Origin of the sequence: Nonomuraea sp. NPDC049269 (assembly GCF_043197155.1) — a bacterium.
GTDB lineage: Bacteria > Actinomycetota > Actinomycetes > Streptosporangiales > Streptosporangiaceae > Nonomuraea.
In genome coordinates this window covers 173687-195406 of sequence record NZ_JBICSO010000016.1, presented here as the reverse complement: position 1 = coordinate 195406, position 21720 = coordinate 173687, and the positions used below count along the sequence as shown (strand labels likewise).

20 protein-coding genes are annotated in these 21720 nt (G+C 70.2%); 11 read left to right on the top strand and 9 right to left on the bottom strand.

The features are described from left to right. A partial coding sequence (locus tag ACGFNP_RS58935; protein WP_393333609.1) for an alternative oxidase occupies positions 1-764 on the bottom strand: 764 nt, incomplete at its 3' end. Between the two features lie 238 nt (positions 765-1002). Here ACGFNP_RS58935 and ACGFNP_RS58930 point away from each other — a divergent pair. From ACGFNP_RS58930 to ACGFNP_RS58915, 4 genes are all read left to right on the top strand, one after another. Continuing rightward, positions 1003-2280 (top strand): aspartate aminotransferase family protein, encoded by a 1278-nt coding sequence (locus tag ACGFNP_RS58930; RefSeq protein ID WP_358338871.1) that lies wholly within the window; start codon positions 1003-1005, stop codon positions 2278-2280. Then, positions 2277-3782 (top strand): CoA-acylating methylmalonate-semialdehyde dehydrogenase, encoded by a 1506-nt coding sequence (locus tag ACGFNP_RS58925; RefSeq protein WP_358338868.1) that lies wholly within the window; start codon positions 2277-2279, stop codon positions 3780-3782. Before ACGFNP_RS58930 ends, ACGFNP_RS58925 begins: the two co-directional genes overlap by 4 nt. Positions 3783-3872: 90 nt before the next feature. Then, on the top strand, positions 3873-4979 hold the full coding sequence (locus tag ACGFNP_RS58920; protein WP_393333606.1) for an extracellular solute-binding protein: 1107 nt from the start codon (positions 3873-3875) through the stop codon (positions 4977-4979). Between the two features lie 199 nt (positions 4980-5178). Next, positions 5179-6387, top strand: a complete 1209-nt coding sequence (locus tag ACGFNP_RS58915) for a saccharopine dehydrogenase family protein (protein ID WP_393333604.1) — start codon at positions 5179-5181, stop codon at positions 6385-6387. Positions 6388-6480: 93 nt separating this feature from the next. Here the strand turns inward: ACGFNP_RS58915 and ACGFNP_RS58910 are convergent, their stop codons facing one another. Together ACGFNP_RS58910 and gabT are read right to left on the bottom strand one after the other, a co-directional pair. Beyond that, complete coding sequence (locus tag ACGFNP_RS58910) at positions 6481-6681, bottom strand: hypothetical protein (protein WP_358338859.1); 201 nt, start codon at positions 6679-6681, stop codon at positions 6481-6483. 209 nt (positions 6682-6890) lie between these two features. Then, positions 6891-8219, bottom strand: a complete 1329-nt coding sequence (gene gabT, locus ACGFNP_RS58905) for a 4-aminobutyrate--2-oxoglutarate transaminase (RefSeq protein WP_393333602.1) — start codon at positions 8217-8219, stop codon at positions 6891-6893. 90 nt (positions 8220-8309) lie between these two features. On the opposite strand from gabT, the gene ACGFNP_RS58900 reads away from it, so the two are divergent. Beyond that, the gene (locus tag ACGFNP_RS58900) at positions 8310-10046 is read left to right on the top strand and encodes a PucR family transcriptional regulator (protein WP_393333599.1); all 1737 of its coding nucleotides are present in this window, start codon (positions 8310-8312) and stop codon (positions 10044-10046) included. On the opposite strand, the gene ACGFNP_RS58895 is transcribed toward ACGFNP_RS58900, so the two are convergent. Next, entirely contained in the window at positions 9991-10629 is a 639-nt protein-coding gene (locus ACGFNP_RS58895) for a TetR/AcrR family transcriptional regulator (protein ID WP_358338849.1), read from the bottom strand. The two genes, ACGFNP_RS58900 and ACGFNP_RS58895, sit on opposite strands and share 56 nt — an antisense overlap. A gap of 232 nt (positions 10630-10861) precedes the next feature. Here ACGFNP_RS58895 and ACGFNP_RS58890 point away from each other — a divergent pair, with 232 nt between their 5' ends. Beyond that, a complete protein-coding gene (locus ACGFNP_RS58890; protein ID WP_393333596.1) occupies positions 10862-12289 on the top strand; it encodes an aldehyde dehydrogenase family protein in 1428 nt (475 codons plus the stop codon). Positions 12290-12291: 2 nt separating this feature from the next. Here the strand turns inward: ACGFNP_RS58890 and ACGFNP_RS58885 are convergent, their stop codons facing one another. Beyond that, positions 12292-13359: a trypsin-like serine protease gene (locus ACGFNP_RS58885; RefSeq protein ID WP_358338843.1), complete on the bottom strand. Its 1068-nt coding sequence runs from the start codon at positions 13357-13359 to the stop codon at positions 12292-12294. A gap of 56 nt (positions 13360-13415) precedes the next feature. Next, complete coding sequence (locus ACGFNP_RS58880; protein ID WP_393333592.1) at positions 13416-13733, bottom strand: hypothetical protein; 318 nt, start codon at positions 13731-13733, stop codon at positions 13416-13418. A 211-nt stretch (positions 13734-13944) separates the two neighbouring features. Between ACGFNP_RS58880 and dxr the strand changes: the two genes are divergently transcribed. From dxr to ACGFNP_RS58860, 4 genes are all read left to right on the top strand, one after another. Continuing rightward, positions 13945-15138 (top strand): 1-deoxy-D-xylulose-5-phosphate reductoisomerase, encoded by a 1194-nt coding sequence (gene dxr, locus ACGFNP_RS58875; protein WP_358338837.1) that lies wholly within the window; start codon positions 13945-13947, stop codon positions 15136-15138. 79 nt (positions 15139-15217) lie between these two features. Beyond that, on the top strand, positions 15218-16369 hold the full coding sequence (gene ispG / locus ACGFNP_RS58870; protein WP_358338834.1) for a flavodoxin-dependent (E)-4-hydroxy-3-methylbut-2-enyl-diphosphate synthase: 1152 nt from the start codon (positions 15218-15220) through the stop codon (positions 16367-16369). 267 nt (positions 16370-16636) lie between these two features. Next, the gene (locus tag ACGFNP_RS58865) at positions 16637-18253 is read left to right on the top strand and encodes an alpha/beta hydrolase (RefSeq protein WP_393333589.1); all 1617 of its coding nucleotides are present in this window, start codon (positions 16637-16639) and stop codon (positions 18251-18253) included. Between the two features lie 36 nt (positions 18254-18289). Beyond that, positions 18290-19132: a GNAT family N-acetyltransferase gene (locus ACGFNP_RS58860; RefSeq protein WP_358338923.1), complete on the top strand. Its 843-nt coding sequence runs from the start codon at positions 18290-18292 to the stop codon at positions 19130-19132. A 9-nt stretch (positions 19133-19141) separates the two neighbouring features. Here the strand turns inward: ACGFNP_RS58860 and ACGFNP_RS58855 are convergent, their stop codons facing one another. From ACGFNP_RS58855 to ACGFNP_RS58845, 3 genes are all read right to left on the bottom strand, one after another. Beyond that, on the bottom strand, positions 19142-19519 hold the full coding sequence (locus ACGFNP_RS58855) for a DUF3037 domain-containing protein (protein WP_358338828.1): 378 nt from the start codon (positions 19517-19519) through the stop codon (positions 19142-19144). Beyond that, positions 19516-20328, bottom strand: coding sequence for a HipA family kinase (locus ACGFNP_RS58850; protein ID WP_358338826.1), 813 nt, complete (start codon positions 20326-20328; stop codon positions 19516-19518). Before ACGFNP_RS58850 ends, ACGFNP_RS58855 begins: the two co-directional genes overlap by 4 nt. An 81-nt stretch (positions 20329-20409) precedes the next feature. Next, a complete protein-coding gene (locus ACGFNP_RS58845; RefSeq protein WP_393333586.1) occupies positions 20410-20940 on the bottom strand; it encodes a hypothetical protein in 531 nt (176 codons plus the stop codon). A 198-nt stretch (positions 20941-21138) separates the two neighbouring features. On the opposite strand from ACGFNP_RS58845, the gene ACGFNP_RS58840 reads away from it, so the two are divergent. Beyond that, complete coding sequence (locus tag ACGFNP_RS58840; RefSeq protein WP_393333583.1) at positions 21139-21696, top strand: TetR/AcrR family transcriptional regulator; 558 nt, start codon at positions 21139-21141, stop codon at positions 21694-21696. The last annotated feature ends 24 nt before the right edge of the window (positions 21697-21720 follow it).

The window sequence follows — 21720 nt, the reverse complement described above, 5'->3', positions numbered from 1 at the left end:
CGCCCACCCCCACCCCACCCCCCCCCCCCCCCCCCCCGCCCGCGCCCCCCCCCCCCCGGGGGGCCCCCCCCCCGCCGGGGGGCGGGGGGGGGGGGGGGGGGGGGGGGGGCCCCCCCCCCCCCCCCCCCCCCCCCCCCCCCCCCCCCCCCCCCCCCCGACCGGTAGCGGCCGTACTCGGCGGCGTACGTGCCCGGGTCGGGGACGAAGTCCAGGTCCGGGTTCTCCGCCACGAACGTCATGTACTCGTGCTCCGCGTGGTCCTCGAACTCCGCGTTCAGCCGGTAACTCCAGTCGGGCCTGACCAGGAACAACACCCACGACACGTGGTAGTAGAAGAACGCGATCAGCCACGGCGCCGCCTTGTGCAGCACCCAGTTCTGCCTGAGGCCGTGCCGCTGGACGAGGTCCTGCATGATCAGCAGGTGCCACTGCTCGTTGTCCTGGTCGGCGCGGGCCTCCACGATGCGCTCGAAGACCCGCCTGGCCAGGCCCGAGCGGCCCGCGTGGCGGTGCACGGCCCAGTAGCCCATCCGCTCCCACGCCTGGTAAGGCACGCGGGCGATGATCTCCAGCATGGCGAACTTGGTGAACGAGCCCTGCTTGCCGTACATGAGGTCGACGGGCTTGAACATCATCCTGGCCAGCAGGCTGTACGTCATGCGCGGGGTGTCGAGGGTGTCCCGCTGGGCCTGGAGCAACTGGTCGCGGCCGAGCTTCGGCGGGCCCGGATGGACGTCGGGCCGGTGGTCGACGGTGATGGTCATGTCCGCTCTCCTTGAGTCGTTCCTGGTGATGACTCGATGGTGGGGGAGCGGGGGGTGGCCGGTCGTCGGCCGCCGGTGGGCAATCGCCGTGCTTCCCGTGGCGTACCGACCAAGGCGGCCGTACGCCCGCAGGCGCACGGGAGATCCCCTAGGGTATGTGACACCATGTAAGGGGATTTTGTGTCATGCCAACAGGTTGGAGGCGGGTGGCGCGATGACAAACCGGGATACTCGTAGCATGTCGGAGCTTCTCGCCCGCCACCGGGCAGTGATCCCCAACTGGGTGGCACTCAACTACAACGAGCCCATCGAGATCGTCAGCGGCAAGGGCAACCGCGTCGTCGACGCCGATGGCAAGAGCTATCTGGACTTCTTCGCGGGCATCCTCACCAACATGATCGGGTACGACGTGCCCGAGGTGCGCGAGGCCGTCGAACGCCAGCTCGCCACGGGAGTCGTCCACACCAGCACGGTCTACCTGCTGCGCGGCCAGATCGAGCTGGCCGAGAAGATCGCCAGGCTCTCCGGCATCCCCGATGCCAAGGTCTTCTTCACCAACTCCGGCACCGAGGCGAACGAGACCGCGCTGCTGCTGGCCACGTGCGCGCGCAAGAGCGACCAGGTGCTCGCCATGCGGCAGAGCTACCACGGCCGCAGCTTCGGCGCGATCAGCGTCACGTCCAACCGGTCGTGGAAGAACAACTCGCTCTCCCCGCTGAACGTGCACTTCCTGCACGGCGCCGACCGGCAGCTCACCCAGTTCAAGGGTCTTTCGGACGCCGACTACATCGCGGCCTGCGTCGACGACCTGCGCCATGTGCTGGCCACGGCCGTCTCCAACGACGTGGCGGCGCTGATCGCCGAGCCGATCCAGGGCGTGGGAGGGTTCACGATGGCCCCCGACGGGCTGTTCGCCGCCTACAAGGAGGTCCTCGACGAGCAGGGCATCCTGTTCATCTCCGACGAGGTGCAGACCGGCTGGGGCCGCACCGGCAGTGCGTTCTTCGGCATCCAGAACCATGGCGTGACGCCCGACATGATGACCTTCGCCAAGGGGCTGGGCAACGGGTTCGCGGTCGGCGGCGTCGTGGCCCGTGGCGACCTCATGGACAGTCTGCCCGCCGTGGGCCTGGCCACGTTCGGCGGCAACCCGATCTCCATGGCCGCCGCCAACGCCACGCTCGACTACGTGCTCGACCACGATCTCCAGGCCAACGCCGCCAGGACCGGCAAGATCATCATCGACGGCCTGCGGGCGGCGGCCGAGCGGCTGCCGATCATGCGGGACGTACGCGGCAAGGGCCTGATGTTCGCCATCGAGCTGGAGAGCCCCGCGCAGGCCGCGCGGTTCATGGAGGAGAGCAAGAAGGCGGGCCTGCTCGCGGGCAAGGGCGGCCTGTACGGCACCGCCATCCGCATGGCCCCGCCGCTCACCCTCACGGTGGACGAGGCCACCGAGGGCTTGGGCATCATCGTGCACGCACTGGAAGTCATCAACGCAGAGGCAACGCAGTGAAGTCTGTCAAGCACTGGATCAACGGAGCTCTCGCGGACGGCGACAGCCGGACACAGGAGATCTTCGACCCGGCGACCGGCGAGGTCAGTGGGCACGTCGCGCTGGCGTCGGCCGCCGACGTCGACGCGGCCGTGGCCGCCGCCGTGGCGGCCTTCCCCGCCTGGCGCGACGCGTCGCTGACCAAGCGGGCGCAGGTGCTGTTCCGCTTCCGCGAGCTGATGTACGCCCACCGCGACGAACTGGCCGCGCTCATCTCGGCCGAGCACGGGAAGGTGCACTCCGACGCGCTCGGCGAGGTCGCCCGGGGCCTGGAGGTCGTGGAGTTCGCCTGCGGGATCCCGCACCTGCTCAAGGGCGGCTTCTCCGAGGGCGTCTCGACCCGGGTCGACTCCTACTCGCTGCGCCAGCCGCTCGGTGTGGTGGTGGGCATCACGCCGTTCAACTTCCCGGCCATGGTGCCGATGTGGATGTACCCGATCGCGATCGCCTGCGGCAACACGTTCGTGCTCAAGCCGTCGGAGAAGGACCCGTCCGCGTCGCTGCTCATGGCGCGGCTCTGGCAGGAGGCGGGGCTGCCCGACGGCGTCTTCAACGTCGTACAGGGCGACAAGGTCGCCGTCGACCGGCTGCTGGAGCACCCCGACGTGCGCGGTGTCTCCTTCGTCGGCTCGACCCCCATCGCCAGGTACGTCTACGAGACCGGCACGAGCCACGGCAAGCGGGTGCAGGCGCTCGGCGGAGCCAAGAACCACATGCTCGTGCTGCCCGACGCCGACCTCGACCTGGTCGCCGACTCGGCCGTGTCGGCGGGCTTCGGCTCGGCCGGTGAGCGGTGCATGGCGATCTCCGTCGTGCTGGCCGTCGATCCGGTGGGCGACGAGCTCGTCCAGAAGATCGTCGAGCGCGTCGACAAGCTGGTGATCGGCCCGGGTGACGACCCCAAGTCCGAGATGGGGCCGCTCGTCACCGAGGCGCACCGCGACAAGGTCGCCTCCTACCTCGACCTCGGCGTCGAGGAGGGCGCCAAGCTCGTCGTGGACGGGCGCGAGACGACCCTGCTCGGCGGCGGCAAGGCGCTGGAGTCGCCCGGCTTCTGGCTCGGCCCGACCGTGCTCGACCACGTGCCCGCGGGCTCGCGGGTGCACACCGAGGAGATCTTCGGGCCGGTCCTGACGATCGTCCGCGTCGGCTCGTACGAGGAGGGGCTGGCGCTCATCAACGGCGGCGCGTACGGCAACGGCACCGCGATCTTCACCAACGACGGCGGCGCCGCCCGGCGCTTCCAGAACGAGGTCGAGGTCGGCATGATCGGCATCAACGTGCCGATCCCGGTGCCGATGGCGTTCTACAGCTTCGGCGGGTGGAAGTCGTCGCTGTTCGGCGACACGCACGTGCACGGCACCGAGGGCGTCCACTTCTACACCAGGGGCAAGGTCGTCACCTCGCGCTGGCTCGACCCGTCGCACGGCGGCGTGAACCTGGGCTTCCCCACGAACGGGTAACCGACGTCCACCAGGCGTCCCTCTCTCCGTGTGCCCGATAAACTCCAGCACACGGATGAGAGGGGCAACGTGGATCGCCGTATACCTGCCATGGCACTGGCCGTGACGGCTCTGGTCGCCAGCATGGGCGCGGCGGGCCCGACACCGAAGAAGACGCCCAGTTCGAGCCCCACCCCCACCCCTTCGGCGAGCCCGACGCAGGGCGACGGCACGCTGCAGATCCTCACCTACCGCGGCTACGCCGAATACGGCGGCACCAGCCCGAGGGTCAACTGGGTGGGCGACTTCGAGAAGACGACCGGCTGCCGCATCGCCCGCCTCGACACCGTGCAGACCGCCGACGACATGGCCCGCGCCGTCGCCGCGCGCCCCTACGACGTGATCTCGGCGGGACCGGTGCTGGCGGCCTCGATGATCAAGGCCAAGCAGGTGCAGCCCATCGACCCGGCCAAGGTCACCGGCTACGACGACCTCACCAAGCGCTTCCGCGACATGACCAAGGTGTCGAGCAAGATTTACGGCGTGCCCTACCTCTGGGGCTACCACGAGTTCCTCTACGACTCGACCAGGGTCAAGAGCGCCGACCTCAAGAAGGTCTTCCAGTCCGACCACGTGGCGCTCAAGGACAGCCCGCTGACCATCGCCGACGCGGCGCTCACCGACAGCGGTGTGGACGACCCCTTCGAGCTGACCGAGAGCCAGCTCGACCGGGCGGTGGCGCTGCTGGGTGAGCACAAGGACCGCACTTACTGGAAGAACCCGCTCGACCTGGTCAAGGGCTTCGCCACGGGCTCGCTCGACTACGCCCAGGCGACTCCGTACTATCGCCTGCTCCTGCAGAAGGCGGGAAAGCCGATCAAGGCGGTCACCACGCGCAAGATGACCGGGTGGCTCGACTCCTGGATGCTCGGCGCCAACCTCCCCAACACCGACTGCGCCTACCGCTGGCTGAGCTGGATGGCGGCGGCGCCGGCCCAGCGTGACGCGGCCGCCTGGGTCGGGCTGGCCCCGGCCAACCCCAAGGCGTGCAAGGGGCGGGCCAAGCAGATGTGCGACGCGTACGGGGCCGACAAGCCGAAGTGGCTCGACCGGGTCGCCTTCGCCGTCCGGCCGCCGGGGGATTGCGAGGGGTCTGATGGGGAATGCACTGATTACGACCTCGCTTGGACCAAACGGTGGGGTGCACTGGTGAGCTGAGCGGAGGATGTCAGCCCATACGTGACCTGAGCCGCGGGCGCGCCCCGTCCCCCCGCTGGGCCGCGCCTGCAGAGACGCCCCGGGCCTTCCCCCCGCTCCGGGGCGTCTCGCTGTTCCCGGTCGGCTGATCGTGATTTTGACTGAATGGCCAATCAGCGAAAATTCGACTGAATGACCAGTCAGTGAGTAAGGTCGCACCATGAGAATCCTTCTGGTCGGGGCCGGCGGCGTCGGCTCCGCTGTCGTGTCCATCGCCGCGCGCCGAGATTTCTTCGAACACATCGTGGTCGCCGACTCCCAACAGGGCCGGGCGGCGCGGGCCGTCGACGGCGTGGACGATCCACGGTTCACCGCCATCGGGCTCGACGCCGCCGATCGGGCGGGGGTCGAGGCGGCGCTCCGGGAGCACCGGTGCGACGTGCTGTTCAACGCCGTCGATCCGCGGTTCACGATGCCGCTGTTCGAGGCGGCGCTGGCGGCCGGGGCCGACTACCTGGACATGGCGATGTCGCTGTCCAGGCCGCACTCCAGCCGGCCGTACGAGCAGCCCGGGGTGAAGCTGGGCGACGAGCAGTTCGCCCGCGACGGCGAGTGGCAGGCGCGGGACCGGCTGGCGCTCGTCGGGATGGGCGTGGAGCCGGGACTGGCCGACGTGTTCGCCCGCTACGCCGCCGACCACCTGTTCGACGGCATCGACGAGATCGGCGTCAGGGACGGCTCGAACCTCGTCGTGGACGGCTACGACTTCGCGCCGACGTTCTCCATCTGGACGACGATCGAGGAGTGCCTGAACCCGCCCGTCGTCTGGGAGGACGGAGGGTGGCACACGACCGAGCCGTTCAGCGAGCCCGAGGTGTTCGACTTCCCCGAGGGCATCGGGCCCGTGGAGTGTGTGAACGTCGAGCACGAGGAGGTGCTGCTCGTGCCCCGCTGGATCCCGGCCAGGCGGGTGACGTTCAAGTACGGGCTCGGTGAGGAGTTCATCGGCGTGCTCAAGACCCTGCGCAAGCTTGGGCTGGACAGCGCCGACAAGATCAGGGTGGGCGGTGCCGACGTGGCGCCCCGCGACCTGGTGGCGGCGAGCCTGCCCGACCCGGCCACCCTCGGTGACCGGATGCACGGCAAGACCTGCGCGGGCACGTGGGTGAAGGGCACCGGCAAGGACGGCGCTCCTCGCGAGGTCTACCTTTATCACGTGGTCGACAACGCCTGGTCGATGCGCGAGTACGGCTCACAGGCCGTCGTCTGGCAGACCGCCGTGCACCCCGTCGTCGCGCTGGAGCTGCTGGCGAGCGGTGTCTGGAAGGGCACGGGGGTGCTCGGGCCCGAGGCGTTCGACGCGGTCCCGTTCCTCGACCTGCTGACCGAGTACGGCTCGCCCTGGCGGATCCGCGAGGCCGCCGCCTAGGACGAGCGGCCCCGCGAGCCCGCCGCCTAGGACGAGCGGCCCCGCGAGCCCGCCGCCTTCAGCCGCGGACCCGCCGTTTTCATCCGCGGGCGTTCAGCGCGAGGGGAAGGCGACCACCGTGGCCAGGGGCGCGGGAATGAGCGCTTCGGCGCAGTCGGCGCAGGCCATCACGGGCGCGTCGTCGGGGAAGCGCCCGACGCGCACCCGCGGCCTCGGCCACCTCTTGTGGCAGACGACGCACGCGTCTCCGTCGAGCTGCGCGCAGCTCAGGCCATCAGGGTCGAACGTCAACATGTCCTGTGCCGTTCCTGTCGGACCCCAGTTCATCACGCTCCCAGCTGCGGTGGGCCAGTCGTCTACCGGATCCGTTATAACCCCGGTCGCGCTCCTGATCGTCAAGTGGAGCGTCAAGCCCGGGTGAATTCTCTACCCGCTCCACGCCCCGTACACCTACAAAAACGGGCATCCAGCCGCAAGCTGGATGCCCGGTTCGTACGCTTTTCCTACAGGCTGGCGAACGCCTTCTCCAGGATGCCGAGACCCTCCTCAAGCAGGTGCTCGGGCATGACCAGCGGCGGCAGGAAACGCAGCACATTGCCGTACGTGCCCGCGGTCAGCACCAGCAGGCCCTCCGCGTGACAGCGCCGGACGACCTCGGCGAGCGCGGCCGGGTTCGGTTCCTTCGTGCCCGGCTCGACCAGTTCGACCGCGATCATCGCGCCACGGCCGCGCACGTCGCCGATCACGTCGAAGCGCTCACGCATCGCGTGGAGGCGGGGGAGCATGATCTCGCCGATGCGGCGGGCCTTGGCGACCAGGTCCTCCTCGGCGATGGTCTCCAGCACGCCCAGCGCGGCCGCGCAGGCGACCGGGTTGCCGCCGTACGTGCCGCCGAGACCGCCGGGGTGCACCTTGTCCATGATCTCCGCGTGGCCGGTGACGGCGGCGAGCGGAAGGCCGCCCGCGATGCCCTTGGCGGTGGTGATGAGGTCGGGCACGACGCCCTCGTCCTCGCAGGCGAACAGGTGGCCGGTGCGGGCGAAGCCGGTCTGCACCTCGTCGGCGACGAACACGATGCCGTTCGCCCGGCAGAACTCGGCGATCCTCGGCAGGAAGCCCTTGGCCGGCTCGATGAACCCGCCCTCGCCGGCGATCGGCTCGATCACCACGGCGGCGACGTTCTCCGCGCCGACCTGCTTGTTGATCATGTCGATGGCCTGCGCGGCGGCCTCCTCGGCGCAGTTCTCCGGGCCCGTCGGCCAGCGGTACGGGTAGGCCAGCGGGACCCGGTACACCTCCGGCGCGAACGGGCCGAAGCCCTGCTTGTAGGGCATGTTCTTGGCCGTCAGCGTCATGGTCAGCAGCGTGCGGCCGTGATAGCCGTGGTCGAACACGACGACCGCCGGGCGGCCCGTGGCGTGGCGCGCGATCTTGACGGCGTTCTCGACGGCCTCGGCACCGGTGTTCAGCAGGACCGTGCGCTTCTCGTGGTCGCCGGGGGTCAGTTCGTTGAGCTTCTCGCAGACCTGCACGTACGACTCGTACGGGGCGACCATGAAACAGGTGTGGGTGAACTCGGCGACCTGCTTCTGGACCCGCTCGACCACCTTGGGGGCGGCGTTGCCGACACTGGTCACGGCGATGCCGGAGCCGAAGTCGATCAGCGAGTTGCCGTCGGCGTCCTCGATGACGCCACCGCCGGCGCGGGTCACGAACACCGGCAGCACGGTGCCGATGCCCGGCGGCACGGCGGCCTGCTTACGGGCCAGCAACTCCTGCGATTTCGGGCCTGGGATCGCGGTGACGAGACGACGCTCCTGCGGAATGCTCATACTTCTGACGGTACGCCGGGCACCGACCTGGCCCGATGTGTCGATATGGCACACTGGGGAGGCCCGTCTTTGCCGGAATGGACAACTCGTATGGCGCCTTCGCTGCGGACCGTGGTGCGACGGACAGGGCTGCGGCCGCTGGTCGGGACCTTGGACTCGGTCGTGCGCTGGGTGGCCGTCAGCGAGCTGGAGGATCCCACGCCCTACCTGGAGGGCGACGAGCTGCTGCTGACCACCGGTATGCGCCTGGAAGGCGACTTTTCGCAATATGTCGCCCGCCTCGTGGCGCGTGGTGTGGCCGGGCTCGCCCTCGGTGTCGGGCTCTCCCACGAAGAGATGCCGCCCGCCCTGCTGGAGGCGGCCACCGCGGCCGGGCTGCCGCTGCTGGAGGTGCCGCGCGAGACGCCGTTCATCGCGGTCGGCAAGGCGGTCAGCGAGTTGCTCGCCGCCGAACAGTACGAGGAGATCACCCGCGCCTTCGCCGCCCAGGGCCGCCTCACGCGGGCCGCGCTGCGGCCCGAGGGCCCGCAGGCGGTCATCGACCGGCTGGCCAAGGAGGTCGGCGGCTGGGCCGCGCTGCTGGACGAGAACGCCGAGGTACGGCACGCCACCCACGGCTCCAGGGCCGAGGGGGTGGCCCGCGAACTGGCCCGCCTGCGCGGCGAGAACGGTGCCTGGCGGGAGGGCGCTTCGGGCGGGCGGCAGGGCGCTCCGAAGGGGCGGGAAGGTGCTCCGAGCGGGCGGGAGGGCGCTTCGGGCGGGCGGCAGGGCGCTACGAGTGGGCGGCTGCCTGCGAGTCTGGCGCTCTCCGGGCCGGACGAGCACGTCGTCGTGCAGCCCCTGGGTGGGGGGCCGCGGCCACGAGGGTTCTTCGCCGTCGGGGCGTCACGGGCGTTCTCGCCCGTCACGCAGACGGTCATCAACGCGGCCGGGTCGCTGCTCACGCTGGCCGTCGAGCAGGGTGGCGCCCAGCGGGAGGCCGAGCGCCGGGTGCGCTCGGCCGTTCTGGGACTGCTGCTGGCCGGTGCGAAGGAGCGGGCAGGCGAGGAGCGGGCGCGTGCGGTGCTGGCGCCGCTCGGCGAGCGGCTGCCGGAGGAGCCGGTGGTGGTGCTGGCGATGGCGGGCGACGCGCTCGAAGCGACGGAACCCCACGCCTTCACCGCCCGCCTCACCGCCCCCGCCCCAGACGCCGCCGACCCAGACGCCGCCACCACCGGCCTCGCCGAAGGCGGCCAGCACGCGTTGACCGCCCGCTTCGCCGAAGCCGACTCGCCCAGCCCCGCCGACCGGCGGGGTGTCGCTGAGCGGTCGAAAGGCCCTGGGGCGGCCGTGGCGGTGCTCGTGGGGGTGGAGGAGGCCGAGAAGGTGGCGGCGCTCGTTGGGGGGACCGTTGGGATGAGCGCGCCCGGTGTGTACGGCGAGTTGCCCGGTGCGCTCGACCAGGCCCGGCGGGCATTCGAGAGCGGCCGTGACGGCCTCGTCAGGTTCGCCGACCTCGCCGGGCAGGGGCTGCTGGGTCTGCTCGACCCGGCCACCGCCCAGGCGTTCGCGTCGGCGCTGCTCGCGCCCCTCACCAAGTACGGCTCGCGGCCCGACCTGATCGAGTCGCTGCGCGCCTATCTCGGCAGCAACGGGCACTGGGACGCGGCGGCCCAGCGGCTCGGCATCCACCGCCACACGCTCCGCTATCGCATGAAGCGGGTCACCGAGCTGCTGGGTCGTGATCTGGACGATCCCGGAGTGCGCGCCGAACTCTGGATCGCGCTGGCGGCTACGGCTTCGGCTTCGGCTTGTGCACCAGATAGCAGCAGATCGTCGCCATCGTGACCGCCTCGTAGGTGCGGCCGTCACGCAGGTGACCGGCGCGCTCCAGGCTGATCGCGCCCTGGGCGGCGGCCCACAGCGCGTCGGCGATCTTGCGGGGCTGGGTCGGGATGAGGTACCCGGCCGAGATGCAGTCGGCGATCACCCGGTCGAGGATGTTGAGCGCCGCGCGGGCCAAGGTCCTGGCCCGCTCGCTGGGTTCGAACCCGGGGATCGCCCGCTCGAACATCAGGCTGTAGTAGCCGGGCTCGGCCAGGCACGCCTGCCGGTAGGCGGGGCCGAGCGCGGTGAGGTTCTCGAGCGCGTCGCGCCGGTGCGGGACCGCGTCCAGAAACCGCCGGAAACGCTCGAATCCCTCCAGGTAGAGAGCCTCCGCCAGTCCTTCCCTGTTGCCGAACATGGTGTAGATGACGGTGGTCGTGCAGCCGGCCTCCGTGGCGATTCTGCGCATGGTGAGGCTCTCTGGACCATCGCTCATCAGGAGGTTCACCGCGACGTCGAGGAGCCGCGAACGCAGTTCGTCGTGGGTGGCCCGCTCACCGAGCAAGTAGGCCCCTTGGAGCCCGAGCGGCGCCGAGGAGGTCATGGGGCCACGCCTTTCTGCTGGGGGGCCCGCCGCGCTGAGGGACCCGCACACGATGACTTAGCCAGACGAGAGAACGTTCAAACCGCTCTGCATGGTAAACATCCCGAATTAGGTCTACTTCTGTTACATCGTGGGTAGGCAAGGGAGGTTGTACTTAACGGTGAGGTCTGTCGGGAGTCTTGTGCACGCTGGTGTACGTCCCCGATCTCCGAAGTGGCATAACGTCGTGAACATGGACGTGCGTACCTTCTGGCTCGCGGGCCGCCCCGCCACCGGCGACTCCGAGCTCACCGTGACCAATCCCCACGACGGTCGCGAGGTCGGCCGCTGTTCCGTGCCGACCGACGGCCAGATCGAGGAGGCCGTCGCGGCCGCTCACGCGGTCGCCGGGCAGGCCGCCGCGCTCCCCGTGAACGTGCGCGCCGAAGCGCTGGCCCACGTCTCGCGCCGCCTCTCGGAGCGGGCCGACGAGATCGCTCACCTGATCACCGCCGAGAACGGCAAGCCGATCTTCTGGGCGCGCGGTGAGGTCTCGCGGGCGATCGCCACGTTCCGCTTCGCCGCCGAGGAGACGCGCCGCTGGTCCGGCGACGTACAGCGGCTGGACACCGAGCCCGCCGCCGCCGGCCGTCTGGCGTACGTGTCCCGCGTGCCGTACGGCCCGGTGCTCGCGATCACGCCGTTCAACTTCCCGCTGAACCTGGTGGCCCACAAGGTGGCGCCCGCCATCGCGGTGGGCGCGCCCGTCATCGTCAAGCCCGCGCCGGCCACGCCGCTCACCTCGCTCCTTCTCGGCGAGATCCTGGCCGAGACCGACCTGCCCGCCGGGATGTTCTCCGTGCTGCCGGTCGAGAACGAGCGCGCCTCCGGCCTGGTGCTCGACCCGAGGCTGCCGGTGGTGTCGTTCACCGGCTCCGCGCCGGTCGGCTACGCGATCGCCGACCAGATCCCGCGCAAGCACGTGACGCTGGAGCTCGGTGGCAACGCCGCGGCGGTGGTGCTGGCCGACGCCGACCTCGACTGGGCGGCCCAGCGGGTGGCTCTGTTCTCCAACTACCAGGCCGGTCAGAGCTGCATCGCGGTGCAGCGGGTGATCGTCGAGCGGCCCGTCTATGACGCGTTCGTCGAGCGCCTGCTCCCGGCCGTCGACGGGCTCGTGACCGGTGACCCGGCCGACGAGAAGACGCAGGTCGGGCCGCTGGTCTCGGTGCACGCCGCCGAACGCGTCGAGCAGTGGGTGCAGGAGGCGGTGGACGCGGGCGCCCGCGTGCTGACGGGCGGCACCCGCGAGGGCGCCACGATCGCGCCGACCGTGCTGGCCGACGTGCCCCACGACGCGAAGGTCCTCCTTGAGGAGGTCTTCGGTCCTGTCCTGGTCCTGCAGCCCGCCGCGTCGATCGACGAGGCGTACGCGATGGTCAACGACTCCAAGTACGGGCTGCAGGCCGGCGTGTTCACGCGGTCGCTGGACGCGGCCTTCCGGGCCAACCGGGAACTGGAGGTGGGCGGCGTGATCATCGGCGACGTCCCGTCGTACCGGGCCGACCAGATGCCGTACGGCGGCGTGAAGGACTCCGGCATCGGACGTGAGGGCCTTCACTCGGCGATGACGGACTTCACGTACGAGAAGGTCATGGTGTTGACCGGACTGTCGCTTTAGCTCTATGCCCGCTGGGCGGTGTCGAAGAGGGCCTTGGCGGCGTCACCGAAGTACGGGCCGTACATGGTGCGCTGGTCGTCGCTGTACTTGAAGCTGCTCAACGACGTGATCTCGCCGACGCCCGTGGCCGGGTCGAAGCCGGACAGCCACGGGCCGCCGCTGGAGCCCGCCGTCATGTCGCAGCCGAGGCCCTGGTCGCGGGTCTGCTTGTAGGGGTCGCCGTGCAGGCGGCCCGCGCAGTAGACCAGGTGTTCGCCGTTGTAGGGCGGGTCGGCCGGGTAGCCGAAGCCGAACGTCTGGCCGCCACGCGGGACGTTGAAGGCGATCCGCTGGGCACCCACCACGTCGGTGACGTGCTGGCTGTCCGCGGTCGTCAGGGCCACCATGCCCATGTCGTAGCTGTCGTCGGCGGCGTTCGCCCACGGGCCGGTGACGAACATGCGGCGGGCCGCGTACTGGCCGTACGGGTGCCCGCCGCCCGTGCGGTAGCCGGGCACGAACTGCCAGTTGGCCGCCCACTCGCCGGTGCCGTCCTTGACGCAGTGACCGGCCGTGACCACGAGGTCCCTGCTGGCGCTCTGGACCGTGCTCGCGGAGCAGACGAAGTCGATCCCGCTGACGGTCAGGAAGACGCGGCCGGTGGTGCGGGTCACCGCCCCGCCGGTCAGCCAGCGGGAGCCGGACGTGGTGGTCTGGGGCCTGGCCGACTGGAGACGCGGGGTGGGGATCTTGGCCTTGCCGCCGGTCAGGCCGGGGGCCGCGGTGATCCCCGTCTTGTCGGTGAGCTTGTTCAGCAGGCCGTTGCCCTTGGTGACGATGCCGAGCATGTCGATCGGCAGGGCGTCGGCCATCCGGGCCGGTGTCCAGTAGTCGAGCACGCGCCGCTGCTCAGCGGGGGTGCGGGCGGCCACGTGCTCGACCACCTCCATCCGCTTGGCCGTGTGCACGACCGGCTTGGTGATGGCATGGGCGGAGTGATGGTGCTGGACGGGCATGGCGCCGATGAGCGCGGGGCCCATCAGTCCCGCGACGAGCGGCACACCTGTCAGCAAGGGGGTGCTCAGGGTCATGACCCCCGAGTGTGCACCACAAGATGTGTCCTTGTGGCTACTTTCGGTGAATACCCTCAGAGGGCGCTGGTGCTCTGGGCGGCTTGGTAGACGGCTTTGGCCTCTGACCCGAAATAGGGGCCGAACATCAAGTTCGGGGCGAAGCTGTATGTGAAACTGTTGATGGAGTTCAGATTGCCGAGGCTGGTCGTCGCGTTGAAATTCTGGAACCACGGACCGCCACTCGAACCGCCGGTCAAACCCTGATCTTCGGACATCAGGAAATCGTGGCCGCCGATCGGGGCGCCGGTGGGCGGGACCGTGCCGGGGCTGCTCGTGGCCGGGCCGGCTCCCTTCTTGGGCGTGGGGGCGGTGAGCGGCTGGGCGGTCTCCATCTTCTGCGGTGCATTACGTACCTCCCGAAATCTCGGATCTGAGCTCGGAAGGTAGCGGCCTCAATATCCCCATTTCTCGGGACCTGCGAATGTGGATATGGCGATATTTGGGCATTGATGGACTCGAAGATCTGGCGCCATATTCGTTGCTGGATTTTGGGACGGCGGAGCCGCGTGTCCGGTCGCCTCCGGCAGCGGGGACAATGGACGGGTGCATGCAGACACCCTCCGCTCCGTCGTCGTCCTCGGCTCCACCGGCTCGATCGGCACCCAGGCGCTCGACGTCATCGGCGCCGACCCGGGCAGGTTCAGGGTCGCCGGGCTCGCGGCCGGTGGCGGGAAGGTCGAGCTGCTGGCCGAGCAGGCGGCCTCGTACGGCGCCGAGGTGGTGGCCGTGGCCGACGCCGCCGCCGTGCCCGCGCTGAAAGAGGCACTCGCGGCGCGCGGCGCGAGCCCGGTGGTGCTCGCGGGCCCCGAAGGGGTCGCGGAGGTGGCGGCGTGGCCGTGCGACACCGTGCTCAACGGCATCACCGGCGCGCTCGGCCTGACCTCCACGCTGGTCGCGCTGGAGGCGGGCAGGACGCTCGCCCTGGCCAACAAGGAGTCGCTGATCATCGGCGGGCCGCTGGTCAAGCGGCTGGCCGCGCCGGGGCAGATCCTGCCCGTCGACTCCGAGCACTCGGCCGTGCAGCAGTGCCTGTGGGCCTCCGGGCCCGACGGTCACCGTCCCGAGGCGGTCAGGCGGCTGGTCATCACCGCGAGCGGCGGGCCATTCAGGGGTCGCGAGCGCGCCGAGATGCTGGACGTCACGCCCGAGATGGCCCTGGCGCACCCCACCTGGTCGATGGGGCCCATGATCACCATCAACTCGGCCACCCTGGTCAACAAGGGGCTGGAGGTGATCGAGGCGCACCTGCTGTTCGACATCGGTTTCGACAGGATCGAGGTCGTGGTGCATCCTCAGTCGATCATCCACTCCATGGTCGAGTACATCGACGGCTCCACCATCGCCCAGGCCAGCCCGCCCGACATGCGGCTGCCCATCGCGCTCGCGCTCGGCCACCCCGGGCGGATCGCGGGCGCCGCCCACGCCATCGACTGGACGCGGGCCCACACCTGGACCTTCGAGCCGCTCGACGACAAGGCGTTCCCCTCCGTCGCGCTGGCCAGGCACGTCGGCACCGAGGGCGGCACCGCGCCGGCCGTCTACAACGCGGCCAACGAGGCGTGCCTGGAGGCGTTCATCGGCGGCGGGCTGCCGTTCCTGGGGATCGTCGACACGGTCGCCAAGGTCGTCGAGGAGCACCGGGTGACCCCCGCGGACTCGGTCGAGGAGGTGCTGGCCGCCGACGCCTGGGCACGTGCCCGCGCGACGGAGCTCGTACGGAGCATGGCCGCCGGATGAGACCTGGGACGGAGCTCACAGCCCGGCAGTCCCACGGGCTACCTACACTGGATACCGTTACCGAAACTCAAGGGTTGAAATGTCTCCTGTAGCACTCGGCATCCCCGCGGTCCGCCCCAAGCCCCTCGCCGAACGCCGGCACTCCCGCCAGATCATGGTCGGCAGTGTCCCGGTCGGCGGCGACGCGCCGGTCTCCGTGCAGTCGATGACCACCACGGTGACCGCCGACATCAACTCCACCTTGCAGCAGATCGCCGAGCTTACCGCCGCCGGGTGCCAGATCGTCCGGGTGGCCGTGCCGTCTCAGGACGACGCCGACGCGCTGCCGGCCATCGCCCGCAAGTCGCAGATCCCGGTCATCGCCGACATCCACTTCCAGCCGAAGTATGTCTTCGCGGCCATCGAGGCAGGCTGCGCGGCCGTGCGCGTCAACCCCGGCAATATCAAGAAATTTGATGACAAGGTGGGCGAGATCGCGCGGGCTGCGGCCGATCACGGCGTGCCGATCCGCATCGGCGTCAACGCCGGCTCGCTCGACCCCCGGCTGCTGCAGAAGTACGGCAAGGCGACCCCCGAGGCGCTGGCCGAGTCGGCGCTGTGGGAGTGCTCGCTGTTCGAGGAGCACGGGTTCCGCGACATCAAGATCTCGGTCAAGCACAACGACCCGGTCGTCATGATCAACGCGTACCGGCTGCTGGCCGGGAAGTGCGACTACCCGCTGCACCTGGGCGTCACCGAGGCCGGGCCGGCCTTCCAGGGCACGATCAAGTCGGCGGTCGCGTTCGGGGCACTGCTGGCGGAGGGCATCGGCGACACCATCCGCGTCTCGCTGTCGGCGCCGCCGGTCGAGGAGGTCAAGGTCGGCGCGCAGATCCTGGAGTCGCTGGGGCTGCGGGAGCGCGGGCTGGAGATCGTCTCGTGCCCGTCGTGCGGCCGGGCGCAGGTGGACGTCTACACGCTGGCGGAGCAGGTGCAGGCGGGCCTCGAAGGGCTGAAGGTGCCGCTGCGGGTGGCCGTGATGGGGTGTGTGGTGAACGGCCCCGGCGAGGCTCGCGAGGCGGACCTGGGCGTCGCGTCGGGCAACGGCAAGGGGCAGATCTTCGTGAAGGGGGAGGTCGTGAAGACGGTCCCCGAGTCACAGATCGTCGAGACGCTCATCGACGAAGCTCTGCGCATCGCCGACGAAATGGGCATAGCGCTCGACGGCGAGCCGGAGGTCGTCGTCGGCTAATTACGGACATATTTTACGGCTCAGCCCGGTCGGCCCCAGACGCCGACCGGGCTGAGCCCTGTCCAGGGGCACGCTCCTCCGGTGGAGGTGGTGCGGCACCGTGACGTGCGCATTCTTGGCCGGTGGCGGGGAAAACCCCGAAGCCTTGGCGGCCATGCGTTACGGCATGCAATTGGGCGATTACAGAATGGTAAGCATTTAGCCATACCCTGCGTCACGACTCGGTTACTTGCGGGAGCATCGGTCCTCCTACGAAGGGGAGGCCGTGTGAAGCGGGTCATAAGGGTTGTCGTCGGGTTGGCGATGCTGGTGCCGGTGCTGGGAGCCGGTGGGGCCGGGCCTGCGGGGGCCACCGGGAGCGCGGTCGGGTCGCCGCTGGAGTGGGGAGCCTGCCCGGTGGCGGCGAAGACGGAGGCGGCCGGTTCCGGGGCGGTCACCAGCAGGTCCGCGCCCGCCGTGAGCGGCGTCGAGTGCGCCACCGTACGGGTGCCGCTCGACTACCACGAGCCGCTGGGGCAGTCCATCACGCTGGCGCTCAACCGGATCAAGGCCAAGGTGCCGCGCGACGGCAACCACCTGGGCAGCCTGCTGGTGAACCCGGGCGGGCCCGGTGCCTCGGGGCGGTCGCTGGCCGAGTACGTGTCGGCGGCGCTCTCGCAGAAGGTCGCCGACCGCTACGACATCATCGGCTTCGACCCGCGCGGCGTGGGCAACAGCGAGCCCTCGATGCACTGCGTCGACGCCGCCACCTACTACGCCCCGCCCAGGCCGGACGCGGTGCCGAAGACCCAGGAAGACGAGAAGGTGCTGCTCGGCCGGGCCACCGACTACGCCAACCGGTGCGGTGACCTGTGGGCGTGGCTGCTGCCCTACCTGACCACCGAGAACACCGCCAGGGACATGGACAGCATCCGCGCGGCACTCGGCGAGCCGCAGATCAGCTTCCTCGGCTACTCCTACGGCACCTACATCGGCGCCGTCTACGCCACGCTCTTCCCCGACCGGGTCAAGCACCTCGTCATGGACAGCACGGTCGACCCGGATGGCATCTGGTACAAAGCCAACCTGGCCCAGGACAAGGCCTTCGAGCGCAGGCACCACGAGTTCCTCGCCTGGACCGCCAAGAACAACGCCGTGTACAAGCTCGGCGGCTCGGCCACGCAGACCTCGTTCGCCTGGAACGCGATGCGCTCCCGGCTGCACGACCGCCCGGCCGGCGGAGTGGTCGGCCCGAGCGAACTCGACGACACCTTCACCGTGGGCGGCTACACCGATCGGATCTGGCCCGAGCTCGCCGCCGCCTGGTCCAAGTACGTGCGGCAGGGCGACCCGAAGGGGCTGGTCGACGTCTTCAACAAGTACGGCAAGCAGGACGCCGACGACGAGAACGGCTACGCCATCTACCTGAGCGTGCAGTGCCGCGACGTCCAATGGCCCAGGTCCTGGACCAAGTGGCGGACGGACATGGCCCGGATGCACAAGCAGGCGCCATTCCTGACCTGGCCCAACGCCTGGTACAACGCGCCGTGCGCGTTCTGGAGCGTGCCCGGAGGCACCCCGGTCACGATCCGTGCGTCCCGGAAGCTGCCGTCGATCCTGATGATCCAGTCGAAGGACGACGCCGCGACGCCGTACCAGGGCGCCCTGAACATGCGCAAGCTGTTCCCGAGCGCCCGCATGGTCGTCGACGCGGGTGGCAACCACGGCGCCTCGCTGGCCGGGAACCAGTGCGTGGACCGCCACCTGGTCGCCTACCTGCTCGACGGCACGGTGCCGCGGCGCGGAGCCGAGTGTCAGAAACTGGCGCCACCCAAGCCAACGGCGCATATGGCGGCCGCTGGTCTACTTGGTCACGAAAGGCTCACCGAGCTCCTGTCCAGATGAGCTATTCGGTGGTCGTTCGCGTAGTCTGACCATGTGATGCTGCGTACATCGGCGTCGCGTGTGCTCGATGACAGCGACCGGGACGAGGCCCTCGCCTTGCTCGACCTCGACCCGGTCGCCAACGTCTTCGTCTCCTCCCGGGTGCGGACCGTCGGACTCAATCCGGCGCGCCTGGGTGGGCAGATGTGGGGGTTCGGGGCGCGCGGCGGGCTCGTCTCGCTCTGCTACGCCGGGGCAAACATGGTGCCGGTCAACGCCGGTCCCGAAGCCGTGCACGCGTTCGCCGACCGCGCTCGCAAGCAGGGCCGTCGCTGCTCGTCCATCGTGGGTCCCGCCGACGCGGTCTCACTGCTGTGGGAGCGGCTGGAGCCGTACTGGGGCCGGGCGCGCACGATCCGCTGGGCGCAGCCGGTCATGGCCACCTCGCGCAGGTCGCCCGTCCCCGCCGATCCGCTGGTCCGGCGGGTACGCCCGGACCAGTTCGAAACCCTGCTGCCGGCCTGCGTCGCGATGTTCACCGAGGAGGTGGGGGTCTCGCCCAACCTCGGCGACGGCGGCGCCCTCTACCGGACCAGGGTGGCCGAGCTGATCCGCATCGGCAGGTCGTACGCGCGCATCGACGACGGGCGCGTGGTGTTCAAGGCGGAGGTCGGCGCGGTCACCCCGCACGTCTGCCAGATCCAGGGCGTGTGGGTCGACCCCGCGCTACGCGGCCAGGGGCACGCGGTGGCCGGCATGGCGGCGGTCGTGGACGCCGCCCTGGACTGCTTCGCCCCCGTGGTCTCGCTGTACGTCAACGACTTCAACCACTCGGCGCGGGCGGTCTACCGGAAGGTGGGCTTCCACGAGGTCGACACGTTCATGTCTGTGCTGTTCTAGCGGCTTCGGTCAGACTAGGACCAGTTTGTCGAAGAGCCGGGCCAGCTCGGTGTCGGGGTTGGCGGTGAGGCCGGCGTGGACCGGGCCGGTCTGCACGATCGTGCTGCGCGGTGCCGTCAGCCAGCGGAACCTCCCGCCGAGCGACTCCCCGGTCAGCGGTCCCGCCTCGTCGCCGCAGGCCAGCTCGTACGCGCCGAGCGCCTGCCGGACACCGTCGACGTCCGCGGCCGGGTCGAGCGCGCGCAACCGGTCGGCGTCGAGGGCGACCCGTGCGCAGAGGTAGCCGCGCGGCTGGCAGTAGAGCAGCACGCCCACGTTGATCAGCTCGCCGCGCTCGACCCGTGGCACCACGCGGATCACCGCGTACTCGTAGACATCCCGGCTCATCGGTCGCCTCCCCGCCAGAACTCGCCGACGGACCCCGGCCCCGCGGATCTGCCGGTCGGCGTGTCGGGCTGTCTCAGCCACTCATGCGGTCCCTGCGCGCGGCGGAGCAGGTGGTCGACATAGGCATCGCGTACGGCCTGCGCCGAGTCGAAGCCCGGCTCGTCGTCGAGCCATTCGTCGGGCACCAGGGCGGTCACGGTTTCGAGGAGCTCGGGAGTGATCTTCGCGGACAGCTCGGCCGCCGCGCTCTCAAGGTCGATGGCGAACGGCGCCAGCACATGATCCCCCACGTCGAACGGCCGTCGCGGGTCCGCCGTCGGCCAGTTGTGGTGGAACCAGAGCGCCGCGCCATGGTCGATCAGCCACATGTCCCGGTGCCAGATGAGCAGGTTGGGGTTGCGCCAGCTGCGGTCGACGTTGTGGATCAGGCCGTCGAACCAGACCACCCGCGAGGCGAACATCCAGTCAGGTGTCCACGCCAGCGGCTCGAACCCGAGGGCGCCGGGCAGGAAGTCGATCGCCAGATTGAGGCCGGTGCTGGCCTTGAGCAGGTCCTGCACCTCCTCGTCGGGCTCCCGGATGCCGATCTGCGGGTCGAGGTCGATCAGCTTGAGCTCGGGAGTGCGGAGTCCGAGCCGTCTGGCCAGCTCACCCGAGATGATCTCCGCCACGAGGACCCTGCGGCCCTGGCCCGCGCCCCGGAACTTCACCACGTATGTCCCGAGATCATCGGCCTCGACGACGCCCGGTAGTGATCCGCCTTCGCGCAGCGGCGTCACATAGCGGGTCGCCGCGATCTCATCAAGCACGACACGAGGTTATCGCCCGTTGAGACCACTTTCGCGCTAGCCCGCCGCCCCGACCGGCGCGAACAGCGTTGCGCCGATGGGTCAGGAGCGGGCCCGGACGGCGGCCAGGATGATGCGCCGGATCAGGCCGCTGCCCAGGCGGATGAAGATCCAGTAGCGACGGAAGGCGCGGCGGGCGTCGGGGCTGGTGGCGAGCACCCTGGTCTCGGTGACCAGGCGGATGCGCCCCGGCCCCGCGTCGTCCAGCAGGAAGCTGAACGTCCCCTTCGCGTAGCCGGGCCGGTCGAAGGCGCGGAAGTCGTCCGCGTCATCGATCGCCGGGGTGTGCTCGGCGCGGCCCAGGCGCCACCACTGCCCGATCGTGCCCAGGACGATCTCCCGCATCGGGTCCTCGGACAGCGGCGTGAAGGTGGGCCTGTCCTGTTTCTGCTGGCCGGAGGGGGAGCGGGAGAACAGACGGCGGACGGCGAACAGCGGCTTGGCCAGGCGGATGTCCTGCGGGCCGAGGTGGGTGAGCGCATGCCAGACACGGTCGCGGGAGGCGTTGATCACGATCGAGTGCCGCTCCGCCGCGTCCGGGTGGGAGATGAAGTCGTCGACCAGTGTCGGCATGGGGGGCTCCTCGGTCTCCATACGGTTGCGTATGGAAGCGACTATACGCCGCCGTATGGCAGGCTGTCAGTGCGGGGCGAAGGTTCCGCGCGGGGTTAGGTCCCGTGCGGGGCAAGGGTTCGCGAGAGGCAAGGGGCGTGCGGTCGCGGTGGACGGCCGGCCCTGGGTGGGGCGCGGTCGAGCGAGGGAGGGTGTGAGGTGGTGGAGCGGTTGGGACCTGATGACTGGGCGCGGGCCGCGTTGGCGGCGCTCGCGGAGGGCGGGCTGGGCGCCGTGGCGGTGGAGCCGGTCGCGGCACGGCTCGGCGTCTCCAAGGGCAGCTTCTACTGGCACTTCGCCAACCGCCGGTCGCTGGTCGAGGCGGCGCTGGCGTGCTGGGAGGACGAGACCGAGCAGGTCATCGCCCGGCTGGAGACGCTCGACGAGCCGGTGGCGCGGATGCGGGCCCTGCTGGACCTGGCCTTCGGCGGCGAGCAGGATGCGGCGATCTCGTTCCGGCTGATCAGCGAGGCGGACGATCCGCTGGTCGGCGAGGTGGTGCGGCGGGTGAGTGACCGCCGCTTGAGGTACATGCAGGACGTCCTGCGCGAGCTCGGCCAGCCGGAGGAGGAGGCGCGCAGGCGGGTGCTGGCGGCCTACGGCACCTACCTCGGCCTGGCCGCCCTGATGCGCATCGGAGCGGTGGACGAGGTGCCGGGCGCCCTGGTCGACCTGGCGATGGCCGAACTGGGCCTGCCCGCGACCGCCCCCTCGTGACGGCCGCCGCCTCCTGGCGACGGC

What these genes read in the sequence shown, in the direction of transcription:
- ACGFNP_RS58930 (WP_358338871.1), top strand. Translation starts at nt 1,003, where the DNA reads ATGTCGGAGCTTCTCGCCCGCCACCGGGCAGTGATCCCCAACTGGGTG.
- ACGFNP_RS58920 (WP_393333606.1), top strand. Translation starts at nt 3,873, where the DNA reads ATGGCACTGGCCGTGACGGCTCTGGTCGCCAGCATGGGCGCGGCGGGC.
- ACGFNP_RS58915 (WP_393333604.1), top strand. Translation starts at nt 5,179, where the DNA reads ATGAGAATCCTTCTGGTCGGGGCCGGCGGCGTCGGCTCCGCTGTCGTG.
- ACGFNP_RS58910 (WP_358338859.1), bottom strand. Translation starts at nt 6,681, where the DNA reads ATGTTGACGTTCGACCCTGATGGCCTGAGCTGCGCGCAGCTCGACGGA.
- gabT (WP_393333602.1), bottom strand. Translation starts at nt 8,219, where the DNA reads ATGAGCATTCCGCAGGAGCGTCGTCTCGTCACCGCGATCCCAGGCCCG.
- ACGFNP_RS58900 (WP_393333599.1), top strand. Translation starts at nt 8,310, where the DNA reads ATGGCGCCTTCGCTGCGGACCGTGGTGCGACGGACAGGGCTGCGGCCG.
- ACGFNP_RS58895 (WP_358338849.1), bottom strand. Translation starts at nt 10,629, where the DNA reads ATGACCTCCTCGGCGCCGCTCGGGCTCCAAGGGGCCTACTTGCTCGGT.
- ACGFNP_RS58890 (WP_393333596.1), top strand. Translation starts at nt 10,862, where the DNA reads ATGGACGTGCGTACCTTCTGGCTCGCGGGCCGCCCCGCCACCGGCGAC.
- ACGFNP_RS58885 (WP_358338843.1), bottom strand. Translation starts at nt 13,359, where the DNA reads ATGACCCTGAGCACCCCCTTGCTGACAGGTGTGCCGCTCGTCGCGGGA.
- ACGFNP_RS58880 (WP_393333592.1), bottom strand. Translation starts at nt 13,733, where the DNA reads ATGGAGACCGCCCAGCCGCTCACCGCCCCCACGCCCAAGAAGGGAGCC.
- ispG (WP_358338834.1), top strand. Translation starts at nt 15,218, where the DNA reads ATGTCTCCTGTAGCACTCGGCATCCCCGCGGTCCGCCCCAAGCCCCTC.
- ACGFNP_RS58860 (WP_358338923.1), top strand. Translation starts at nt 18,290, where the DNA reads ATGCTGCGTACATCGGCGTCGCGTGTGCTCGATGACAGCGACCGGGAC.
- ACGFNP_RS58855 (WP_358338828.1), bottom strand. Translation starts at nt 19,519, where the DNA reads ATGAGCCGGGATGTCTACGAGTACGCGGTGATCCGCGTGGTGCCACGG.
- ACGFNP_RS58845 (WP_393333586.1), bottom strand. Translation starts at nt 20,940, where the DNA reads ATGCCGACACTGGTCGACGACTTCATCTCCCACCCGGACGCGGCGGAG.